General features: G+C 67.2%; 14 protein-coding genes. 12 read left to right on the top strand and 2 right to left on the bottom strand.

The annotated features are described in order from the left end of the window. Positions 1–1,315: serine/threonine-protein kinase (locus JWN03_RS28865; protein WP_297621653.1), on the bottom strand; the 1,315-nt coding region annotated here is incomplete at its 3' end. A gap of 267 nt (positions 1,316–1,582) precedes the next feature. Between JWN03_RS28865 and JWN03_RS28860 the strand changes: the two genes are divergently transcribed. From JWN03_RS28860 to JWN03_RS28805, 12 genes are all read left to right on the top strand, one after another. Beyond that, positions 1,583–2,626 (top strand): glycosyltransferase family 4 protein, encoded by a 1,044-nt coding sequence (locus tag JWN03_RS28860; protein WP_297621670.1) that lies wholly within the window; start codon positions 1,583–1,585, stop codon positions 2,624–2,626. Continuing rightward, positions 2,601–3,803, top strand: a complete 1,203-nt coding sequence (locus JWN03_RS28855; protein WP_297621651.1) for a glycosyltransferase family 4 protein — start codon at positions 2,601–2,603, stop codon at positions 3,801–3,803. The genes JWN03_RS28860 and JWN03_RS28855 overlap by 26 nt, the downstream gene beginning before the upstream one ends. 982 nt (positions 3,804–4,785) lie before the next feature. Beyond that, the gene (locus JWN03_RS28850) at positions 4,786–6,060 is read left to right on the top strand and encodes a lipopolysaccharide biosynthesis protein (protein WP_297621668.1); all 1,275 of its coding nucleotides are present in this window, start codon (positions 4,786–4,788) and stop codon (positions 6,058–6,060) included. Continuing rightward, positions 6,057–7,061: a CgeB family protein gene (locus JWN03_RS28845; RefSeq protein WP_297621649.1), complete on the top strand. Its 1,005-nt coding sequence runs from the start codon at positions 6,057–6,059 to the stop codon at positions 7,059–7,061. The genes JWN03_RS28850 and JWN03_RS28845 overlap by 4 nt, the downstream gene beginning before the upstream one ends. 49 nt (positions 7,062–7,110) lie before the next feature. Next, positions 7,111–8,505, top strand: coding sequence for a hypothetical protein (locus JWN03_RS28840; protein ID WP_297621647.1), 1,395 nt, complete (start codon positions 7,111–7,113; stop codon positions 8,503–8,505). Next, positions 8,496–9,797, top strand: a complete 1,302-nt coding sequence (locus JWN03_RS28835) for a GNVR domain-containing protein (RefSeq protein WP_297621645.1) — start codon at positions 8,496–8,498, stop codon at positions 9,795–9,797. The genes JWN03_RS28840 and JWN03_RS28835 overlap by 10 nt, the downstream gene beginning before the upstream one ends. Next, positions 9,794–11,188 carry a glycosyl hydrolase family 28-related protein gene (locus JWN03_RS28830; protein WP_297621643.1) on the top strand — a complete coding sequence of 465 codons (1,395 nt, stop codon included), beginning with the start codon at positions 9,794–9,796 and terminating at the stop codon, positions 11,186–11,188. The genes JWN03_RS28835 and JWN03_RS28830 overlap by 4 nt, the downstream gene beginning before the upstream one ends. Beyond that, complete coding sequence (locus tag JWN03_RS28825) at positions 11,185–12,480, top strand: GNAT family N-acetyltransferase (RefSeq protein ID WP_297621641.1); 1,296 nt, start codon at positions 11,185–11,187, stop codon at positions 12,478–12,480. The genes JWN03_RS28830 and JWN03_RS28825 overlap by 4 nt, the downstream gene beginning before the upstream one ends. Then, entirely contained in the window at positions 12,473–13,795 is a 1,323-nt protein-coding gene (locus JWN03_RS28820) for a glutamate-1-semialdehyde 2,1-aminomutase (RefSeq protein WP_297621639.1), read from the top strand. The genes JWN03_RS28825 and JWN03_RS28820 overlap by 8 nt, the downstream gene beginning before the upstream one ends. 11 nt (positions 13,796–13,806) lie before the next feature. Continuing rightward, the gene (locus JWN03_RS28815; protein ID WP_297621637.1) at positions 13,807–15,024 is read left to right on the top strand and encodes a glycosyltransferase; all 1,218 of its coding nucleotides are present in this window, start codon (positions 13,807–13,809) and stop codon (positions 15,022–15,024) included. A gap of 33 nt (positions 15,025–15,057) precedes the next feature. Then, a complete protein-coding gene (locus JWN03_RS28810) occupies positions 15,058–15,813 on the top strand; it encodes an SDR family NAD(P)-dependent oxidoreductase (RefSeq protein ID WP_297621635.1) in 756 nt (251 codons plus the stop codon). A gap of 13 nt (positions 15,814–15,826) precedes the next feature. After that, entirely contained in the window at positions 15,827–16,690 is an 864-nt protein-coding gene (locus JWN03_RS28805) for an amidohydrolase family protein (protein ID WP_297621633.1), read from the top strand. Here the strand turns inward: JWN03_RS28805 and JWN03_RS28800 are convergent. Then, entirely contained in the window at positions 16,687–17,184 is a 498-nt protein-coding gene (locus JWN03_RS28800; protein WP_297621631.1) for a Uma2 family endonuclease, read from the bottom strand. The two genes, JWN03_RS28805 and JWN03_RS28800, sit on opposite strands and share 4 nt — an antisense overlap. Positions 17,185–17,401: the final 217 nt, after the last annotated feature.

The following is a 17,401-nucleotide window of genomic DNA, read 5'->3' as shown; positions in this document are numbered from 1 at the left end:
CATCACCGTCGCTGTAGTCATAGGTCGTCATCAAAATGCCGTAGTCACAGGCAGCTTTGATCGCGGCGTCACGCGAGGCGTCTGTCTGAGTGACCCCGGGAAAGACCCCACCGGGACCCGCGCCCGCACCGATGGTGAATCGCAAGGCCCCACTGCCGAGTCCGACCCCGATCCCGGCGACAACGATCGCGGCCACGATCCCAGCCACGATGAGCCGTTTTCGGCCCCGGCGACGCGGCCGAGGTGCCGCAGCAGGTGCGTCGTACACACCGTGCGACGATCCCGGACCGTCTTGCCGGAACCCTCCTGGAGCCAACTGCGTGACCGCCGGGCCGTACTGCAGTGCCGCACCAATGTGCTGGGTCGCGGCCTGCCCGTACTCCCCTGCCGCCGGGTACTGCGTCGTTCCTGCTGCCTCGATTACAGGAATCCTCGGTGCCGACACCGGCGGGGTCCAGGGCGCATCACCGTGATTCGTCGCGGTCAGCGCCCGGCTTGCAGCTGCTGCCAATTCCCCGCAGCTGGCGTACCGCTGCGCGCGATCCTTGGCCAGCGCGCGGGCGATCACCTCGTCGAATGCAGCCGGTACCGCCGGATTCTGTTCGCTGGGGCGAGGTATCTGCCCATTGAGGTGTCCGTTGATCAGCTGCGCGGTGGTTGGCCCGGGGTAGGGCAGCTCGCCGGTCAGCATGTGGAACAGCGTGCAGCCGAGCGCGTATACGTCGGCGCGGTGGTCCATGTCCGTACGCAGTTCGAACTGTTCGGGCGAGGCGTATTGGAAGCTGGCGTACATCTCGCCGGTACGGGTGAGTGCGCTGGTTTGGTCGAGGGCCTTCGCGATTCCGAAGTCTGCCAGGAATACTCGCTGTTCAGGACCCCAGGCCAGCAAGATATTGGCGGGCTTCACATCTCGGTGCAGTACGCCGGCGCGGTGCGCGTGGTCCAGCGCCCGCGCGGTTTCGCCGAGGATCCGCACCGCATGGTCGGGGCGCATCGGTCCGTCGCGCAGTGCCGCCGCGACATCCGTGCCCTCGATGTACTGCATGGCCATCCACAGCCGGTCCTCGTCGCGGCCACGCGCGTACACGGCGACGATATTCGGATGTGCCAGTCGCGCGGCGGTATCCGCTTCGCGCAGGAATCGGGCGCGGACCTCGGGGTCGTCGGCTACGGCAGGGCTGAGCAGCTTCAATGCCACCGAGCGCGGCAGGTCTCGATCGCGGGCCAGGTAGACCTCGCCCATTCCGCCGACTCCGAGCAACCGCTCGATCACATAGCCCGCGAATGTCTGCCCCTGCGCGAGCGTCCTCGCCACGACCTCACTACCTCCGACTGCTACATGCTGCCGATCACCGTAACGCACAATCGAATGGACAGCGGTGCCTGCCCGGGCTCTGGAGGAGGCGCTACAGCGGCTTGCAACCCCGGAAACCGAAGGGTCCGTTGGTTGCTAATCGATAGCTCGCCGGGTCGAGTCTATTGACATACACTTGCGCTGCAAGGGCGTTCGGGCCGCAACCGTGGTCCGTGTGGGTGACAAACCCGGGGGTGAGGGTTGTTGGCTGAGCCGCTGCGGGTGCATATGACCGGGTCCGAGTGGTTTTCCGCAGCACCTGGTGGGCTCAATCGGTATTTCACCGATCTCTACTCCGCACTGGCGCGGATTCCGGAAATGTCGGTTACCGCAAGAGCTTTCGGTGCTGCGCCTATTGGCGCGGGCTCATGGGGGCCGACCGGTCGGTCCACTGGGTGGCGGGTGCGGACTTCTTATCTGGATCGCGGGGAGTTGAAGCGGGGAACGGTGCTTGATCGACATTTCGCCCTGTATGGGGCATCGCCCCTGGGGCGGAATCCGCTGGTCGTACACTTCCATGGACCATGGTCGGCCGAGAGCCGGATGGCCGGGGAAGGCGATCGGTCGGTGCGGGCCAAATACCTGGTCGAGCGGCTGCGGTACGCACGCGCGGATCGATTCATTGTACTGTCCAACCACTTTCGTCGATTACTCATCGACGACTACCGCGCGGCCGAGGACAAAGTGCTGGTCATTCCACCGGGGGCCGACCTCGGGCGGTTCCCGCCGCCACAAGCCTCGCCGCCCACCGGCATGGTGCTCTGCGTGCGGCGGCTGGAACGGCGCATGGGTATCGACGTACTCATCCGGGGTTGGCCCGATGTTGTCGCCGCGCATCCCGAAGCAAGACTGGTGATCGTCGGAACCGGTACTGCCGAAAGGGAATTGCGGGATTCGGCAGCTGGAGACAGCTCGATTGTCTTCACCGGACCAGTCACCGACGAGCAACTCACCGCGCTCTATCTCGAGGCCGATCTCACCGTGGTGCCGTCGCTCGCGCTCGAAGGATTCGGGCTCATTGCCCTGGAATCCCTTGCGGCAGGACGGGCTCCGGTGGTGTCCGACTGCGGCGGACTACCGGACTCGGTACGTGACCTCGATGCCACGCTCATTGTGCCGCCCGGCGATGCCGAAGCCCTGAGCGCCCGCATCGCCGACGCACTGTCGGGTATCAGGCCGGATCCGGAAAAGTGCCGGGCCCATGCCGAGACCTTCTCCTGGGACGTCGCCGCGCACCGCCATCGGGATGTCTACGCCGAGCTGGCTGGGTGATCGTGTGAAGGCCGCATTCCTCGCGCATACCGCGGCTCCCTCCGGAGCCGAGCTCGCCACCTTGCGTCTGGTTGCGGCCATGCCCCCGGGCCACACCGCGGTGATCTACACCGAGGACGGGCCCATGGTGCGGCGCATGCAACAGCGCGGGATCGAAACCCGGCTGGTGCGCAATGATTTCGATTCCCGAGCGATGACTATCCAGAAGGCCGGTGTCCGCAGTCTGCTCAGCGGCTGTGCGGGACTGGTTCGACTGGGCTGGGCGCTGGGCGCCACGGTCCGCGAACTGGAGGCGACAGTGGTGGTCGCAGGTAGCACCAAAGCGCTGCTCATGGGCGCGGTGGCGGCGCGGCGCGCACGCGTGCCGCTGATCTGGCATGTGCACGACCGGATTTCGGCGGACTACTTCGGGCGCTGGCTGGCGCCGGCCATTCGACTGCTGGGCTGGCTGGTGGCATGCGGCTGCATCGCCAATAGCCGGGGCACCCTCGCCTCGCTCTACACCTGGCGGCGGCGGGCACTGGTCGCCTATCCCGGAGTCGAATTCGACAACCCGGAGTTCGCCGATCTCGTGCAGGGCACCGCGGCGGTCACCCGCGCCGAGCAGCGCCCGGCCACCGAAACCGTCATCACCGTGGTCGGCCGCCTCGCACCGTGGAAAGGCCAGGACCACTTCCTGCGCGCCCTGGCGGACGTGCGAATCCTGCCGCGCGAGGTGTTTCTGGTCGGGGGCACCTTCTTCGACGAAGAGTCCTACCGCGCCGAGCTCGAAGTGCACGCGACCGCACTGGACCTGCCCGTCACCTTCACCGGCCACGTCGAAGATCCGGAACCGTATCTGCGGCACGCGGATATCCTCGTGCACTGCTCGGTGCTGCCCGAGCCCTTCGGCCAGGTGGTCGTGGAGGGCATGCGCGCAGGTTGCGCCGTCATCGCCACCCGGCCCGGCGGTCCCGAGGAAATCGTGGACCCGGGCGTGAACGGCCTGCTCGTGGATGCGGGCGACCGCGCCCAGCTGACGCATGCGCTCGACGTCCTCATCGCCGATCAGGAACTGCGCGCCAAACTCGCGGAGGCCGCTCGCTTTCGCGCCCGAGATTTCGACATCGCCGAATCCGCCCGCGCCGTCACGGATTTCCTGACCGAGCTACCCGGAACCCGGTGGCGCCATGGATGACCAACCCGAACCCCCGCCTGGCTACGACCCACCCACCACACCGCTCTACACCCTCTCCAGACTCCGGCAGCGCCGCATTCTGCGCCACAGCCTGGCCACCGACGACGACCAGGCGCCCGGCCAATCCGCCACCGCGGAACCCGTACCGCCCGGTCAATCGAGCGTGGACCCCCGCCGCGGCGCCTTTCCCGGAGTCCCTGGAACGCCCCGCGCCGCTTCAGGTTTCGCGGGACAGCGCAACGGCTGGGCACCGTACGCCGGACCGCCTGCGCCCGCCGAACCCCTGGCGGACGCTACGTACTCCGGCGATAGTTCGGTGCCCCGCCGAAGCGTTCAGCCCAGCGCGCCGACGGCGAACGGTGCGTACTCCGGCGGCAACTCCGCGCCCAGCCAAGGCATTCAGCCCGGCGACCCCACGGCGAACAGTGCATACTCCGGCGGCAACTCCGCGCCCAGCCAAGGCATTCAGCCCAGTGAGCCCACGGCGAACAGTGCATACTCCGGCGGCAACTCCGCGCCCAGCCAAGGCATTCAGCCCAGTGAGCCCACGGCGAACAGTGCGTACTCCCCCGCCAACTCCGCGCCCAGCCAAGGCATTCAGCCCAGTGAGCCCACGGCGAACAGTGCGTACTCTCCCCGCAACTCCGTACCTGGCCAGGGCCTTCAGCCAAGCAGGCCACCCGCGAACGGCACCACCCAGGACCCGGGTGCGCACGCACCGGAGGAAGGGGCCGGACGTTCCGCTGCGAAGACCGGGCCGGACACCGAGCAATTGTTCATGACCGCAGTGGCTCTCGTGGACGGCGCGGCCGCCGCCAGCGCCGCGGTCGCCGGCCCCTCCGAGCCCGAACCCGCGCCGCTGCGGGATGCGACCGGTGCGTATGCGCCGTCGGCGGTGCAGGTCGAGCCGCCCGGTGCGGAGACACCGCAGCGTTCGGGTCATGGGAGACACCGCAAACCGCCTCGGCACGGGCTCGGGAGTATCGGCAGCATTCTGCGTGATATCGGGCTGGTGACGTTCGGCAAGTACGGGCAGTACGTCATCACGCTGGTGACGGTGCCGCTGCTGGCGCGCACACTGGGGCCGCACGGCACCGGTCTGCTGGCCATCGGCATGTCGTCGTATTTCATCGGGTCGCTCATGGTGGACCTCGGGATCACCTCATTTCTGGCCGCGCGGGTACATGACGAGGTGTCCAGTCGCGACGAGGTGAACCGCATGCGCGGAACGTATCTCGTAGTGCGCGGCACCACCCTCGGCGTGCTCGGCATCGCGCTGCTGGCGAGTCTGGCGATCGGAGTGCCGCCGCAGCTGCATATGGCGCTGCTCGGGTTGTTCGCCGGTGGGTTCTGGTCGTTCTCGGAGGACTGGCTGCTCATCGGTCAGGGCCGGTTCGGGCGGTCGACCATGTACCAGGGCATCGGGCGGATCGGATATCTGGTCCTGCTGGTGGTGCTGCTCCCCCGCTTCCCGAATGCGTCGCTGGCCGTCATCTGCCTGCTCGTCTCGTCGATCGCCCCGGTGGCGCTGACCTGGTGGGATTCCTTGCGCACCTACGGTCCTCCGCTGCGACCGCACGGTCTGAAGGCCATGCTGCGAATGGCCGCGCCGATCTTCACCTCACGGCTGCTGGTGACCGGATACGGGCAGGGCTCGGCGGCGGTGTACGGCGCGGTCCTGTCGGCGGCGTCGCTGGGTCTCTACTCCGCAGGCGACCGACTGGTCCGTGCGATCCAGTCGACCCTGGACCCCATCGGCTTCGCGCTGCTGCCCCGCATGGCCCGGCGCAGCACGCATGAATCCTTCTGGCGCAATTCGATTCAAGCGCTCGCGGCCTGCGTCTTCGCCGCCTGCCTCGCGGTGGTCGCGGTGTGGGTGATGGCGCCAGTACTCATCCACCTGATCTACACCGATGATTTCAACGGCGCGATCCCGATGCTGCGCGTCGAGGTGCTCATCCTTCCCGCCACCACCATCTCGTCCTATGTGACAACCGCGATCCTGCCGGTGAAACAGGACACACTCGGGGTGCTCGTCGGCGCGATCATCGGCACCTGTGTTGCCCTGGTAGCGCTCACCGCTGCGGCCCGCACCCAGTCGGTGTGGACGCTCGTGTACGGCACGGTATCGGCGGAAATCAGTGTCGCAGTGTGGTACATCATCCGCATGCGGTGGCTCATCGTCCGGGAACGGGCGGTGCGCAGCGGGGCGCTCCAAGCGGCCGCCGTATTGCTGCGCAAAGGGGAGTTGGCGTGAAGTTACTGTTCGTCGGCGACGATTGGGTAGGGAGCAATGCGCGCTCGCTGGCCGACGGGTTCCGGCAGGCGGGGCACGAGGTGGTGGTGATCGATACCACCGCGGTCACCCTTCCGGCGCGTTTGTCGCCGCCGTGGGTGTACTCGAAGATCGCACACCGGCGCGCGCCCTGGAATGTGGAGGCCATCCACCACCAGATCGAGTCCGCCGCAGCGGATTTCAAGCCCGATGTGCTGTTCGCGTTCAAGTCCGTCCACCTGGACCAGCACCGACTGCTGGACACCCCCGCCGCGCAGCACGTGCACTACAGCCCCGATGACGTCTCCAATCCGTACAACACCAGTCCGGAGTATCTGGCCTGCGAATCGCAGTGGGACCTCATCGTCACCACCAAATGGCACAATGTGCCCGAGCTACGGGCCCGGGGTGCGCGCGCCGTGAAATTCGTTCGCAGCGCCTACGATCCAGCCTGGCATCACCCCTGCGCACAGCGCGGGGCGCGGCGTTTCCTGCTCGGTTTCATCGGTGCGGTGCGCCCGGACCGCCAGCACCTGCTGGTCTCTCTCGCCCAGGAATACCAGGGCGACATGCTCTTACGCGGTCCCGGCTGGCGGCGCATCGCCGCGCTCCGGCAGACCACCGCACAGGTCGGCGGCCCCGCCTACGGTGAGCACTTCTCCACCGCAGTCGCCTCGGTCGGTGCCAATCTGGTGCTGCTGAATTCCGACAACCGCGACACCCACACCTGCCGCACCTTCGAAGTTCCCGCTGCCGGTGGGCTTTTCGTCGGCGAGCGCACCGACGAGCACGCCGAACTGCTGCAGGACGAGGCCGAATGCTTCCTGTTCTCCGGCCCGACCGAATTGCGCGAGATCCTCACGCGCTGCGCCCGCTACCCGGATCAGGTCGCCAAGGTCGCCGAGGCGGGCTACCGCCGCATAGTCACCGGCGGGCACAGCTACCTCGACCGCGCGCGCGAGATCGTCGACACCCTGGAATGAGTAACAGTGGGCCACCCGGTGCGGACATACGGGTGATGGAGAAAAGCTGATGGCCCTCGCGCAATTCCAAGTTCTACTTGTCGCCGGTGCATTGGCGACCATGGTCGTTGCCGCCATGTACCTCCCGGGCGTAGCTCGGGTGTTCCTGATCGCACAGAGTGCGCACTGGTCGCTTTCCTATGTCGCACGCCCGGCGGTCCTGCTGTGGGTGCAGCCGCAACCGAACTTCGGCGACAATGTGCCCGATCCACGACTGGCCGATTACGGCTACGACCAGGGCATTGCCCTGGTGCTGAAGCCGGTGGTGTTCGGGCTGTGGGTGTACGCGGGATTGGTCGTCGCCTATGCGGTGTGGACCAGACTGCGACCCGCCGCTGCGAGCGGTGTCAGCGAGAAAATGGGCGGCGCCGCATATTTCGCGGGCAATCCGGTCTTCACGCAGACCCTTTTCCTCCTGTACGGCATCGGCACCCTGGGCCGGCTGGCCGCCATCGCCAGCGGCAGCACCGGCAGCGCCGGCGAACTGGAGAGCCCCAATCCGATCCTGAACCTGGTCTCCATTCTGGCGACCCTGGGCGCGATCGGGTCGATCGTCTTCTTCCGCAGCAGCAGCGCCCGCACCACCGCTCTGGTGGTCGGCGCGCTCACCTGCGGTGAACTGCTCTGGACCGCAACGGTGCAATCCAAGACGCCCATCATGGGTGCGGCGCTGGCCATTGCCGTCCGCTTCGCCATGACCGGCTGGACGCGCGCCAAAGTGGCCGGGGTGCTGAGCATTACGGGCATCGCGGTCGGCGCCTTCGGCTGGCTGCAATCCCTCAAGACCACTGCGTCCGCCAAATCCCAAGCGGCGCTCGTCGATTCGCAGTATCCGGCGGTAGTGAAACCCTTCCTGAGCATTCTGCGGCGCTTCGATCTGCTGGAGGCCGCCACCGATGCCTGGTATGTCGGGCCGCACTCCTGGCTGACGCCGGGGCAGGTGGTCCAGCACGCCCTGCAGAGCCTCGTCCCCACCCAGTTGCTGGGCGCGGAGAAGTTCCGATCCGGCGCGGCCTGGGCGGAGCAGGTGCGCGGCAGCTCGGTGGATATGTCGACGGTGCAGGTATCGCTGGCCGAAGGCAATATCAGCGAGGGCTACGTACTGGGCGGTTATGCCGGTGTGGCGCTGGGGGTGACGTTCACCTTCGTAATGCTGATCGTCTGGATCCACTCCCTCTACAGCCGCTATATCGCCATGGCCGTGCTGGGGCTGGCACTGATCGAGGTGCCGGTGCTGTTCGAGCGCGGCATTCTCGGCACCGTCGAAACGCTAGGCAAAAATCTACAAGCCGTCGTGCTGGCCTGGCTGGCATATCTGGTCGTCGGTGAATACCGAAGACGGGTGGACGAAATTACGAGGGCACCGATCCCACCCGGGGAAACGAGGACAGCGCAATGGGTTTGATGGACTACTGGCACCTGGTGCGGCGGCGGTGGCCGATCATCGTGGTCGCGGTACTGGTGTGCGGCGCGGGCTCGTTCGCCTACGCGGGGACGCTGCCGACGGTCTACACGGCATCGAGTTCGGTGTACGTGTCCATGGCGACCGGCACCTCGGTCAATGATTCGTATCAGGGCGGGCTGGCCGCCGAACAGCGGGTGCGCTCGTATGTGGATCTGGCCAACAGCGTCACGGTCGCCACCTACGTGAAAGATCAACTGGGCCTGACCGCTTCGGTGAGCGACCTGCGCGGCCGCATTACCGCGGCCTCGCCGCCGGCCACCACCATCATCGTCATCTCGGCGACCGACTCCACCGCGAACGGTGCGCGCACGATCACCGATGAGGTGGTCTCGCAGTTCCGGGCGCTGGTCTCCAAGCTCGAGCTGATTCAGACCGATGCGGCTCCGGCGGCACGCGTCGATGTGATCGACAAGGCGCAGACGCCGACCTCACCGACCAGCCCGCAGAAGAAGCGGCTGTACCTGCTCGGCATCCTCGCCGGACTCGCGCTGGGACTGGGCGGGGCATTCGTCCGCGACCGGCTCGACAAGCGGCTGCACACCTCCTCGGATCTGGAAGGCATTCTGCCGGTGCCGATTCTGGGCATCATCGATGACGGCCGGCCCGGTGCGGCGGGGGAACTGCGGCGGCTGCGCACCCGGCTCACCGAGGACCCGGAGCGCACCACCATTCTGCTGACCTCGCTGTCCCCGCATTCGGAGCCGGACGTGGCGATCGGGCTGGGCCGCGCCTTCGCCGATACCGGCGCGAGCGTGGTGCTGGTGGATGCCGACACCTCCGGACAGGGCTCGAGCAAGCTGGTTCCGGTGAATGCCGCACCGGGACTATCGGAATTGCTGCGCAGCAGCTCCTCACCGGTGGGGGCGGTGACCCATTGGCCGGAGGTGGGAATCAGCGTGCTGGCCCTGGGCGGACTCGATTTCCGCACCCCGGATCTGCTCGATTCCGATCGCTTCGGCGACATCATGTCCAAGCTGCGCAGCGAGTTCGACTACATCCTGGTCGAAGCCGCGCCGGTGAGTACCGCGGCCGACGCCATCGCCCTGGCGCGCCGCTGCGATGCCACCATCGGGATCATCGAACTCGGCCACACCACCTCGAGCCAGGTGCGGGGCTCGCTGGCCACCTTCGGGCACGATAATCAGCGGCTCATCGGAGCGGTGGTGTTCTCGCGGCCGCGCCATGCCTTCCGGGAGCTGCTCCAGCGCCCGCTGGCCCTGGTGAAACGGTGATCGAGGAGCACAGGGGGCTCGAAGACGAGCGCACGCCGGGCGACTCAGGGGTGCGCCGCAGGCGACTGCTGGCCGCCGGCCTGGGGGCGGCAGCACTGCTGCCGGTGGCGGCGGCCTGCGCCAAGGACGACTCCCCCGATAGCGAATTCCGGTCGCCGCATGTCACCGATGCGCCCTCGGCGCGGAATGTGAAGGATTTCGGCGCGGTCGGCGACGGCAAAGCGGACGACACCGCCGCGCTCGCGGCCGCCGCGGCGGTGAGCGGCAAACCTCTTGTGCTCTACCTTCCGGCCGGGCAATACGTGGTGAAAAGCTTTCCGGCACTGCCGGATTACGCCACGGTGCTCGGCGACGGCGGCGATGTCACCACCATTGTCTACGAGGGCGACGACACGCTCGTGTCACTGCAGCGCAAACAGCGGGTTCGGTTCTCCCGCATGGGTTTCTACCTCTCCGGCGCGAAGTCGACAGCGGTGCGACTCTCGGAGTGCTTCCGCTGCACCTTCGATTCGGTGGTGCTGCGCGGCAACCACCTCAGCGAGAACGCGCCCCGCTACTTCGACCAGCGCGGGGTGGTGCTCGACCAGAACACCGGCGGCACCGCCATCATCAACTGCGATATCAACAACTTCGGCTACGGCCTCGTCACCTCGTGCATTCAGAACTACGTGACCTCATCGAAGCTGACCAATAATCACATCGGCGTACTCGGCACCGGCGGCGATCACAATGCCGGATTGGCCTTCGCCAACGTGGAATTCGTCTCCGACAACGATCCGCGCACCACCGACAAACACCTGGTGGTGGACGGCCCCGCCAATGACTGGTGGCTCACCAACGTCTGGTTCGAAGGGGCCGATACCGCCCTGTCCATCGGCGCGAAGAGCGGCGGGCCCGCCCAGTTCGGCATGGTGAACTGCAAGGTGGCGGCCCGCAAGGTCTGCCTCGATCTGATCTACTGCCGGCAGCCGTATCTGGCGAATGTGCAGTTCGATCCGGATCTGGACGCGCCGCCGGTGGAGATTCGCATCGATGCGGCGGGCGCGCCGGAGGGCACGGCCATCAATCTCATCTCCGGATCCTTCGAGGATGTCGACCCGCATTCCTTTCCGGACGGCTGGCACGTCATCGGGCGCGGGCGCATTCACGGGGCGCGCTTCTCCGGCACCATGGTGGCGCAGGCAAGTCAGCTCGGCGCCGACATCTTCCAGGCGCAGGATCCTGGCGGCAGCGTCGTCTCGGCTCTATTGCCCAGTGGCGCTTATCTTTCCGATCGCAGTGATGGGGGCATCGTGATGAAGGATTCGGCGGGTGCGTATTGGCGGCTGTCGGTGGGGACCGACGGCGCGGTCAAGACCTCGTCACTGGGCAAGCAGCGGCCGACCGCATGAACACCGGGCTCGGCCGGGTCCGGCTGGGACCGGCACACCTGCACGGCAGCACGGTGGTCCTGCGACCGCCGCGCTTCACCGACTTCACGATGTGGCGGCAGCTGCGGTTGCGCGATCAGGCCTTCATCGAGCCCTTCTGGCATACCTCGCCGCTGGCCTGGGAGCAGCGGCACACCGAGACGCTTTGGGTGCGTGAGTGTTTGGAGGCCGCAACCGCCGCGCGCATCGGGAAGCGACTGGCCACCGTCATCGAGATCGACGGACGATTCGCCGGGCAGGTGGAGATCGGCGGCATCGATCATCGGTCCCGGCAGGGCGAGATGGGAATCTGGATCGACTCGGAGCTGGCGCGGCACGGATTCGGCGGTGTGGCAGTGGCTTCGATTCTCGACTTCGGTTTCGAGGTCCTCGGACTGGAGCGGATCACCGCGCCCATCTCGCCCGGCAATCGGGCGGCCACCCAGGGCGCGGCGCAGATCTGGTTCACCAGGGAAGCCCGGATGGTGCTGCACTTCGATGTCGGCGGTACGCGCACCGACCATGATCTGTGGGCCATGACGCGGGCCGATATTCCGCCCAAGGGATTCACCGAGACCTGGATCGAATGGGTCCTGGCAAGCCGCAGCGGGCCGGTGCCCCCGGGTGATCCGACGCCGGAGCGGATGCCGGCCGCGGCAACGATCGCCCTGGTGTCGGCGCGCTATCGCGCCGGGCAGCTGTGGCGGTCCGTGCGGCGGCTGTGGCCCGCGGACGCGCTCACGCTGCCGGTACCGGGCGTCGACGGCACGGTGCTGCGCACGCTCCGGCCCGCCGACGGCGCCGCCTGGCGTGCGGCGCGGCGTAACGCCGTGGCCGCCGGAAGCGAATTCCCCAGCAGTAGTGGATATCTCGGTTGGTGGCGAGAATTCATCCGCGGTACCGCGGGTGTGCGCGCACCGAATGGTCTGCTACTCGTCATCGATGTGGATGGCGGCTATGCCGGGGAAGCCCGGCTGCTCGATCTCGATCTGTTCGATCGCCGAGCCCGGATCCAAGTCTGGGCCGATCCGGCCCGCGCCGACGACGACGCGCGGTCGGCGGCGCTGCGCGCACTGCTGGACTACGCGTTCCACGATCTCGGTCTGTTCCGGGTGGCGACGGAGGTCGAATCGGGGGATACCGCATCGGCCGCGGTCACCGCACGCGCGGGACTGCTCAAGGAGGGAACCATGCGCGGATTCGTCGGACGCTCCGGACACCGCACCGATCACGACCTGTGGGCCGTGACGACCGGGGGTGCGCCGCATGCGTGATTTCAGCCAGAGCAATGAGGTTCAGGCCCGGCTGCACGAACTGGTTCCGGGCGGGGCGCATACCTATGCGCGCGGCGCCGACCAGTATCCGGAGTCCATGGCGCCGATTCTGGTGCGCGGCGCGGGTGCCCGGGTCTGGGACTGCGACGGGAACGAGTATGTCGAGTACGGGATGGGGCTGCGCTCGGTCACGCTCGGCCACGGGTACGCACCGGTGGTCGAGGCGGTGGCACGCACCATTGCCGACGGGGTCAATTTCTCCCGGCCGACCGAGCTGGAACTGCTTGCCGCACAGGACTTCCTGAGCCTGGCGCCCGGCGCGGATATGGTGAAGTTCGCCAAGAACGGCTCCGATACCACCACTGCCGCCGTGCGGCTGGCGCGCGCGGCCACCGGACGGGAGACGGTGGCGATCTGCGATCAGCCGTTCTTCTCCGTGGACGACTGGTTCATCGGCACCACCGAGATGAATGCGGGCATCCCCGGATCCCCCACGGTGACCTTCGATTTCAACGATCTTGCCTCATTGGAAACGGCGCTGACAGCACACGAGATCGCCTGTGTCGTCCTGGAGCAGGCCACGGCGCTGGCCGAACCCGCACCGGGCTTCCTGGAAGGCGTACGAGCACTGTGTGATCGGCACGGGGCGCTGCTCATCTTCGATGAGATGATCACCGGGTTCCGCTGGTCTTCCGGTGGCGCACAACAGCTCTACGGCGTGCGCCCCGATCTGTCCTGCTGGGGCAAGGCCATGGGCAATGGCTTTCCGCTCTCGGCGCTGGCCGGTAAGCGCGAGTACATGGAGCTGGGCGGGCTGCGGACCGACGCCGATCGGGTCTTCCTGCTCTCGACCACCCATGGGCCCGAAACCGGCTCTCTCGCAGCGTTTCGGGCGGTCGTGGAGGCCTACCGGACCACGGACCCGATCGGGCGGATGGAATACGCGGGTCGGCGGCTCGCAGACGGGGTCAATGCCATCGCGGCGGATCTCGGTATCGCCGAACACCTCCGGGTCCTGGGCCGCCCCTCCTGCCTGGTCTTCCACACCAAGGATCCGGAAGGTCGACCGTCCCAGCCCTACCGGACACTGTTCCTTCAGGAACTCCTGGAGCGGGGCGTGCTGGGGCAGTCCTTCGTCCTGTCCGCCGCACATACCGACGCCGATATCGACCACACCATCGACGCGTGCGCGGAAGCCGCCACCCTCTACCGCAAAGCCCTCGAACACGGCACCGTCGACGGCTTCCTCAACGGCCGCCCGGTGGCTCCCGCCCTGCGCCGCAACGCTTTCCCTCGCCGCCTGCCCGACCTGTGAGAGGTACACCGATGAATGCGCCGCGCATTGCGATCGTCCACGAGCGGTTCACCGAGTACGGCGGGTCGGAGGCGGTGGTCGCGGAATTCATGAAGACCTGGCCGGGTGCGCCGGTCTTCGCGCCGATCGTCGACGAACCCTGCACGCTGGCACTGCTGGCGGCGGCGAGCATGCGGTCCGAGGAACCGACCGGCACCGCTGAAGATTCTGCGGGCAAACGCTTTTCGGCCACCAGTGGTGAGCCCACCGGGGCCGATCAGCCGATCGGGACGTTGCACCACACCTGGCTGTCGCGGGCGTACGCGGCGACCGGGCGGAGATCGCACGCGCCACTACTGCCCTTCGTACCCCGGGTGCTGCGCGGACTCCCACTGGCCGAGAACTATGACGCCGTGGTGGTGAGTCATCATGCCTTCGCCACCCAGGCTGCGTTCGCGACCACCGCTCCGGTCGTGGCCTATGTGCACAGCCCGGCACGATGGGCGTGGGACAAGGCATTCCGGGCGCAAGAAGGCGGCGGTCCGGCCGGACAGCTGGCCTTGACGGCACTGGGCGCGCTGGCCCGGCATCATGAACTGCGGGCCGCGCCCCGGCTGGCGCATGTGGTGGCCAACTCGCAGGCGGTGGCCGAGCGCGTGCGGGATTGGTGGGGTATTCCGGCATCGGTGGTGAATCCGCCGGTCCGCGTGGAGCGCTTCTCGCCGGACCCCACCATCGAACGCGAGGACTTCTTCCTGTTCGCCGGGCGACTGGTCCCCTACAAGCGGCCGGATCTCGCCATTCTCGCCGCGCAGCGGGCCGGAGTGCGGCTGGTCATTCTGGGAGACGGGCGCTTTCGCCGCCAATTGGAAACCCTGGCCGGTCCCGAGACCACCTTCCTCGGTCCGGCCTCCGATGAGGTACTCCTCGATATGTACCGCCGCTGCCGCGCGCTGCTCATGCCGGGCGTGGAGGACTTCGGCATCGTCCCGGTGGAGGCCATGGCCTGCGGCGCACCGGTCCTCGCGGTGGGCGAGGGCGGGGCGCTGGACACGGTGATTCCCGGCGTCTCCGGCGAGCACATCGCACACGGCACGGACGAGCAGGTGATCGCCGGATTCGCCCGTGCCATGGGCGGTTTCGACCCCGGCGCCTACAACCGGGAGACCATCCGCAAGCACGCCGCGACCTTCGCCCCGGAGGAATTCCGCACGCGAATCGCCGAAGTTGTGTCACGCATCAGTCGCTGAAAGACTATTTGTGGGTTGCGAAGCAATTCATGAATGACGGGTGAGGCTGTGGGTGAAGGCGATGGCGCTGGCGGCGCTCTCGTGACGGGTGGTGCGGGCGATATCGGCCGCGAGGTGGTGCGGCGACTGGCGGCGACCGGGCGCGAGGTGATCATCGCCGATGTCGACCTGGAGTCCGCACTGAAGCTGGCTGCCGAAGTCGGGCCCAAAGCCAGTGCGCTGCACCTGGATCTGCTCAGTGACGACAGTATCGAGGCCGCCGCGCATGCGGTGCGCGGCGGCATCTCGGCGCTGGTGCAGTGTGCGGGCGCGGCGATCGTGGAGCCGTTCCTGGACAGCACCGTCGCGCACTGGGACCTCATGCACCAGGTGAACCTGCGCGGCCCCATGCAGCTCACCCAGCACCTGCTACCCGCCCTCCAGGAAGCACCCGGGGCGCGCATAGTTTTCGTCTCCTCGGACGGCGCGCGCGCCGGCGCCGCGGGCGAATCCGCCTATGCCGCCTCGAAATCGGGACTTTTCGGTTTCGCCAAATCACTGGCTCGCGAGGTCGCCCGGCACGAGGTGACGGTCAATGTGGTGTGTCCGGGCCCCATCGAGGGCCGCATGGTCACCCGCACCATGGCGCAGCATCGCGGCAAGCTCGAAGCCCTCCAGAAGGCCATTCCGATGAAACGCCTGGGCCGGCCCGATGAGGTCGCGGCCCTCATCGCCTGGCTGGCGAGCCCGGAAGCCAGTTACCTCACCGGCCAGCTGATCAGCGTCAGCGGCGGCATCACCATGCAGTGAAGGAGACGCCACCATGCCCACCCTCCCCATAGTCGACGCCCACCTGCACCTCTGGGACACGACGGTCAATCCCTGGTACCCGCAGCTACGCGACTTCGGCGCCGCCGCAGGCCAACCCGACCTGGGCCGCCGATTCCTGCTGCCCGACTACGACCGCGCCGCGGGCACCGACATCGCGGGCCTGGTGCACGTCTCCGCGACCTCGGCGCCGCAGGCCTATCTCGCCGAGACCCGCTGGATCGAGGAGATCGCGACCGGGGACCACCGGCCGTTCGCGCTCGTGGCCACGGTGGACCCCACGCTCCCGGCAGGCGAGCTACTGGACCATCTCGAACAGCAGTCCCGGAGCCCGCATTTCCGCGGCATCCGGGTCTTCCAGGGCCTGTCCCCGGCCACGCCCGCCGCCGAGACCATCGCCCACTGGCTGCAGGACCGCGATGCGGTGTTCGATCTGGTCACCCGCCCGGACGACATGCTCGACTGGATCGACTTCCTGGCCGGGTACCCGAACCTGCGGGTGGTCCTCGAACACCTCGGGCTGCCCAGGAGCACCGCCCCCGACGACCGCACCGCCTGGCACAATGCGCTCTCCTTGGCCGCCAAGGAAACCCAGTGGCTGTGCAAGGTCTCCGGCCTGGGCCTGATCTGCCCCGACCTGAGCTGGGAATCGCTGGGCTTCTGGCTCGAGAGCAGCGTCCACCTCTGGGGCTGGCGCCGCCTCATGTTCGGCTCGAATATGCCCGTAGAGACCATCGCGGGCAGCTACCCGGACCTCTTGGCCACCGTCGACCATATGGTCACCACCGACGCCACCGATCAGGAAGCCGAATTCTTCTACCGCACAAACGCATCCGACACCTATGGGCTCACGCTCTAGGTCTGCCCCAGTCGTTCGACCGCGGCAGCCACGCGCGCAATCGAGAGGTGCTCGGGTTGCGGCAGCTGGGAGACGCGACGGCCGCCGGTCAGTTTGTAGTCCGCACCGACGAGTTCGTACATGCTGATGAAACCGTCGAGATCGTCGGAATCCTGGTCGCCGCGCACGATCCAGTAGGTGGGAATGCCGAGCATGGCGTAGACCCGCAGTTTGTCTATTGCCGCGCCGACCTGACTCTCCTCGTGGACGGCCTGCACGACGGCGAACAGGTCGGCGGGATCGTGCACGGTGCTGTTCTTTGCCGGGCAGTGGCCGGGGCGGAAGACCACGCCGTCGGCGACAAAATTGTGGAAACCGATGTCATCGTGGGCGAAGCCGCTGGCAGCGACGTACTGATCGCCGGCGATCTCGTAGCCGAGGTTGTTCCAGAACTCGAGCACGCTGAACACGATTCGGGAGTACCAGAACGTGACCGGCATGAGTGTCAGCTCCAATCGCCTGCTCTTTCCTGACGAGACCGAAACACCATAACGTCAGATCAGGCATATAAGACACGCACGGATCCGTGTACCGCTCAGCCGGGCGTTTCGGGCAAATAGAGCACCCCGGCAACTCGGCATCCCGCGGGCAATCAAGTGACGGGCCACACAGGACAATTGACCAGTTGCCTCCGAATAACCAACTGCATCCGACGGTTACACCAAACCCGTT

It is taken from the genome of Nocardia sp. (genome assembly GCF_025465275.1).
In the GTDB taxonomy this organism is placed as follows: domain Bacteria; phylum Actinomycetota; class Actinomycetes; order Mycobacteriales; family Mycobacteriaceae; genus Nocardia.
Note: the sequence above shows the minus strand (reverse complement) of the source record. Positions and strands in the feature narration are given on the sequence as shown.

Coding starts and splice junctions, on each gene's coding strand:
- JWN03_RS28860 (WP_297621670.1), top strand. CDS start 1,583: ATGACCGGGTCCGAGTGGTTTTCCGCAGCACCTGGTGGGCTCAATCGG.
- JWN03_RS28825 (WP_297621641.1), top strand. CDS start 11,185: ATGAACACCGGGCTCGGCCGGGTCCGGCTGGGACCGGCACACCTGCAC.
- JWN03_RS28855 (WP_297621651.1), top strand. CDS start 2,601: ATGTCTACGCCGAGCTGGCTGGGTGATCGTGTGAAGGCCGCATTCCTC.
- JWN03_RS28810 (WP_297621635.1), top strand. CDS start 15,058: ATGACGGGTGAGGCTGTGGGTGAAGGCGATGGCGCTGGCGGCGCTCTC.
- JWN03_RS28815 (WP_297621637.1), top strand. CDS start 13,807: ATGAATGCGCCGCGCATTGCGATCGTCCACGAGCGGTTCACCGAGTAC.
- JWN03_RS28835 (WP_297621645.1), top strand. CDS start 8,496: ATGGGTTTGATGGACTACTGGCACCTGGTGCGGCGGCGGTGGCCGATC.
- JWN03_RS28820 (WP_297621639.1), top strand. CDS start 12,473: ATGCGTGATTTCAGCCAGAGCAATGAGGTTCAGGCCCGGCTGCACGAA.
- JWN03_RS28840 (WP_297621647.1), top strand. CDS start 7,111: ATGGCCCTCGCGCAATTCCAAGTTCTACTTGTCGCCGGTGCATTGGCG.
- JWN03_RS28805 (WP_297621633.1), top strand. CDS start 15,827: ATGCCCACCCTCCCCATAGTCGACGCCCACCTGCACCTCTGGGACACG.